Source organism: Aeromonas sp. HMWF015 (assembly GCF_963878965.1).
Taxonomy (GTDB): Bacteria; Pseudomonadota; Gammaproteobacteria; order Enterobacterales; family Aeromonadaceae; genus Aeromonas; species Aeromonas veronii.
This window is the reverse complement of sequence record NZ_CAWNZT010000094.1, coordinates 1-4,262: the sequence shown is the minus strand read 5'-3', so window position 1 is coordinate 4,262 and position 4,262 is coordinate 1. Positions and strand designations below refer to the sequence as shown.

Genomic DNA, 4,262 nt, shown 5'->3' with positions numbered 1-4,262 from the left:
AATTATTTATTCTTGTCTCTTTCCCTTTAGTACAAGAGTAATTTGGGTAATCGTTACTTTCATTCGGGAATGGGGCTGTTACAAATTTTTTCTTCCAACCGGCTATCCAAATTTCGACTTTCATATCCAAAAAGTCATTCAGTTTTACAAAACCATCACCAGCTTGAGGCAAGCCATCCGTCATTGTTGCTTTATAGTACACTGGAGATTGTGGAATGCTTCTATCTGGGCAGGTAACGATACCTGAGTATTGCCCTCCCAAATTCCACTCAAATGCCTTGGTAGTAAAACCAGGTCTGTTTTGAATGTCAGCCTTGTCCAACGATATATAGTAATCATGGGTTGGGTTAGGCGTCACATAGCCATTTGCCAATGCCGTTCCTGCAAACAACATAAGACTTGAACAGAAGATAGAACGTAGCATAAGGCTTACTCGCTCTTCACGGCTTTACAGGCATTGCCTGTGCACTGGTATTTGATATCCATATATCCGCCGTAGTCATTGACATAGCTGATCACAAATTCATTACCCAGTGCTTCCGGGATGGTGACCGTCTGCTCTGACTTGGGGGCAACCATAAAGGCGGAGAAACCCTTGATGGTGGTCCGCTCCTTGCCCTGTGGATGACCTAGGCCCACGTAGGTGATGTAGTAAGGGGTCGGATTGTTGACCTTGAGGGCTTTGCCCTGCTTGGTGATCAGCACCTGATCCTGCCAGACGGCTCCACGCTCCGGCAGAATAGCCTCAGGGCGGTAGAACAGCTTGATCTTGGACTGCACGGCAATCTGCATCACGTTGCTCTTCTCGCTCTTGGGCGGGATCTCGCGCAGGTTGAAGTAGTAGATGGACTCACGATCCTTGGGCAAGCTGTCGATGGCCGGCACGCTGGCGATACGCACGATGGACTTCTGGTTGGCATCCACCCGCTGTACCGGCGGCAGCACCACGAAGGGAGAAGAGATCTTCTGACCCTGAGCATCTTCAATCCAGGCCTGAGCCAGGTAGGGCAGCTTCTGGTTCTCATTCTTGATGTTGAGGCTGATGGACTTGGCACCGCCCGGATAAACGGCGCGGGTACGGTCCAGCACAATGGCGGCACTGACGTTGAGCGAGGTCATGCCCAGCACGGCCAGACAGGTATAAGAGAGCAGCTTTTTCATCGGTATCCCATTACTTGCAAGTGAGAGTCTTCATCGACAGATCGGTTACTTGTTGCGGCGCCACTATCTTGCACTGGCGGGCCCCGCCCCAGGAGAGTTCAAACGCTTCATTCGGTTTCACCCCGGTCAGATAGACCAGGCCATCTTCATCCACTACCGAGATCACCCGGCCGGAATCCTTGACGACGGTGGCACCAAACGGCGGCACTGAGCCATCGGGTAGTCTGACATTGGCCAGCAGCTTGAACCCTTCGGCAATTTCGAAGGCATTATACCCAATTGCGCCCTCGGTCAGGGTTCCCTGCTTGATGGCGTTCATCGCATCGATGTCGTCGCTCAGCTGATCCACATCGACCCGGGTGTCGCTCTTGCGATAGTCGGTCATGTCGCTGATCACCGCGACGCCAAAGCGGTTGGTCACGGCGCGGCCATTGTTGAAAGAGACGCCGGAGGTATTGTCGGTATCCACCATCATACGGGTACCGCCACGACGAGTCGCCTGGTGCAGGGCTGCACCGTGCTGGGTCGCCGTCAGACCGCCACGCAGGCTGGCACCAACCGAGGTGTATTCGCTCTGCACGCTGTAGGCATTGAGACTGACCGCTCCGATGTCGCTGTTGTGGTTGTAGTAACCCCGCGCCACGGCGTGGCCATTGCTCTGCACGCCCGCCCCCAACTGATAGGTATCATCCGGTCGACTGTAGTCCTGATAGGTGGCCAGGTGAGTCACCTTGCCGTTGGAGGACTGTACGCTGTATCCCGCGCTCTTTCTGTCCCCTATTGGCACGCTGAGGGTCAACATGACGCTCTTGTCATCTTCGTAGTTCTCGGTCTTGGTCTTGTAGGCCGACACATAGACGGAGACATCCTTGAAGCTGCCGATGTTCACGTTCTTGTTGATAGTGAGGCCGTAGCGATCCTCTGCCTCGTGATCCCAGTAGGTTCGGTGGGTGTAGTCCAGATAAACCGTCAGCGCCTTGGCTGCATCCTCCGCCCAGAAGGTCTTGTTGGCGGTGATGGTGTAGAGCTCCTTGTCACCCCAGGTATTGTAATCATCGCTCGAGGTCGTAGTGTTGTTCTCCAACCGATCCTTGTTATTGAGGAACTGCGACATGGTCATGAAGTCATGTTGGGAGAAGCGATAACCCGCGAAGGTGATCGAGCTGTTGTATTCATCAAACTGCTTGGCGTAGTTCACCCGTACCGACTGGCCAATCTTGGTCGACAGGCCCGGCAACTTGGCGATGGACTGAGTCAGGTCGGCGGAAATAGCGCCGAAGGCATAGAGATCACGACCGATACCCAATCCCATGGAGTTGTATTCACCCGCAATCAGGCTGCCGCCGTACAGCGACCAGGAGTTCGCCACCCCCCAGGAGAAATCACCGGTCACAAAGGCAGGGCCGTGCACATCGTGCACCGAATCCGTCTGTTCGGAAGGTGCACCAACCGCCAGGTTGTATCGGACATAGCCAGGGCGAGTCAGGTAGGGAACGGTTGCCGTGTCTACCTGGAACGAATTGACACTGCCATCTTGCTCCTCTACCCGCACATCAAGGCGGCCGCGCACCGAGCTGTCCAGCCCCTGGATGCGAAACGGGCCCGCCGGCACGTTGGTTTCATAGATGATCCGGCCGGACTGGGAGATGGTGACCTTGGCGTTGGTCTTGGCAATACCGCTCACTTCCGGCGCATAACCCTGCAGACTAGGCGGCAGCATGCGCTCGTCATTGGCCAGGTTGACGCCGGTATAGCGGAAACCATCGATTAACTGGGAGTTGAGCTGCTGCTCACCCACTGTCAGCTTGGCGGCCATGTTCGGCAGCGGACGATAGGCATAGATACGGTTCAGCTCGGTCGACGTCCGCTCATTATCACCCCAGTAAGAGCTGGCCTGATAGTCACCCCGCAAACGCCAGGCGCCGTAGTTGAACCCCAGCGTACCATAGCTGCTGATGTTGTGATTGGAGTAACCATCGCCTTCGTTGACCTGGGCATTGATGTTGTAATCCAGCATCATCCCCGGGATCCCTTCATCCCATTGCTCGGGCGGAATCCAGTTGGGATCGCTGTACTTCATCCACGCCTGAGGGATGGCAATACGCAGCAAGCCGTTACCGATATCGTTCGAGATCACTACGCCGTCCAGCGCCAACAAGTTGGCACACTGGCCATCGTGCCAGGTATCGATCTTGACGATGGCCTCGTCGGTCAGCGCCAGCTTGGGGATCACGTCTTGCGGCAGGCAGGCCACCCCACCCTTTCCCTTGCCAGTATCGTTCTCGTAGAAAGGGATTTTCTGCAGGGGCAGCTTGTTCTTGTTGACCTCGATCTCGAGGTAGTAGTCGCCGGGCAGGATGTAGCCTTCGTCGGCAAACTGGGAGAGGTCGATCTTGGTCCGCTCATCCAGATCGAGCGCATCAATATTAAACTCCGTTTCTGCCCATGCGTGATTTGCCACCGCCATCAGGCCGGGCACGCATAGCATAAAAGCCATTTTTGAATAATGTTTTTTTCTCACAGAGTCTGATGTTGAAACGCTCATATTTTCACTCTAGGAATTGCATAAAGGTCTCACGTAATGAGGTATCTACACTAAGCAATTGGTTTGCTTACATATAATTGAGTTCTAACAGCGTCGTACTGTCCGGAAAAAACAGCTGACTGCTGATGAGCCCCAAATTGAATTCCAGATCACTGTTGACGATATCCGAGACAATAAAGCGCTCACCGGATACCTTGTGATATTGGCCGTTATTGAGAATGCCCAGCTTATCGCTCATGGCACCACGCACGGACATGGAAATAAAAGGCAGTGATGCCACCGTCGCCCCGTCAACCTGACAACCGCTGATTTTCAACGTACCCGGTTGCTGAGCCTGCAGCGGAATGCTGCGCAGCACCTTCAGCGTACAGCCCGATTCGGCTAGTCCATCCGTGAGTTCGTTGGCGTGGACTGATCCCGCCATCATCACCAGCTGCAGCACCATGGCCGCTATCATTGAAGTTTTCATGATCAAGGTTCGATGTGAGGAAACAGAATGTGTGAAGTTGTGGTGGCTCGCACCACCACAACCCTTGTCACACGTTAAGGCACTTTA

The 4,262-nt window shown here is 54.2% G+C and carries 3 protein-coding genes and 1 pseudogene; all 4 read right to left on the bottom strand.

Annotation, left to right across the window (positions count from 1 at the left end):
* Positions 1-424: pseudogene (locus tag AACS18_RS04330) on the bottom strand (fimbrial protein); the annotation flags it as partial.
* A gap of 5 nt (positions 425-429) precedes the next feature.
* Positions 430-1,161: a fimbrial biogenesis chaperone gene (locus tag AACS18_RS04325; protein ID WP_108613777.1), complete on the bottom strand. Its 732-nt coding sequence runs from the start codon at positions 1,159-1,161 to the stop codon at positions 430-432.
* 10 nt (positions 1,162-1,171) lie between these two features.
* The gene (locus AACS18_RS04320; protein WP_108613776.1) at positions 1,172-3,706 is read right to left on the bottom strand and encodes a fimbria/pilus outer membrane usher protein; all 2,535 of its coding nucleotides are present in this window, start codon (positions 3,704-3,706) and stop codon (positions 1,172-1,174) included.
* A gap of 67 nt (positions 3,707-3,773) precedes the next feature.
* Positions 3,774-4,163 carry a hypothetical protein gene (locus AACS18_RS04315; RefSeq protein WP_181363404.1) on the bottom strand — a complete coding sequence of 130 codons (390 nt, stop codon included), beginning with the start codon at positions 4,161-4,163 and terminating at the stop codon, positions 3,774-3,776.
* Positions 4,164-4,262: the final 99 nt, after the last annotated feature.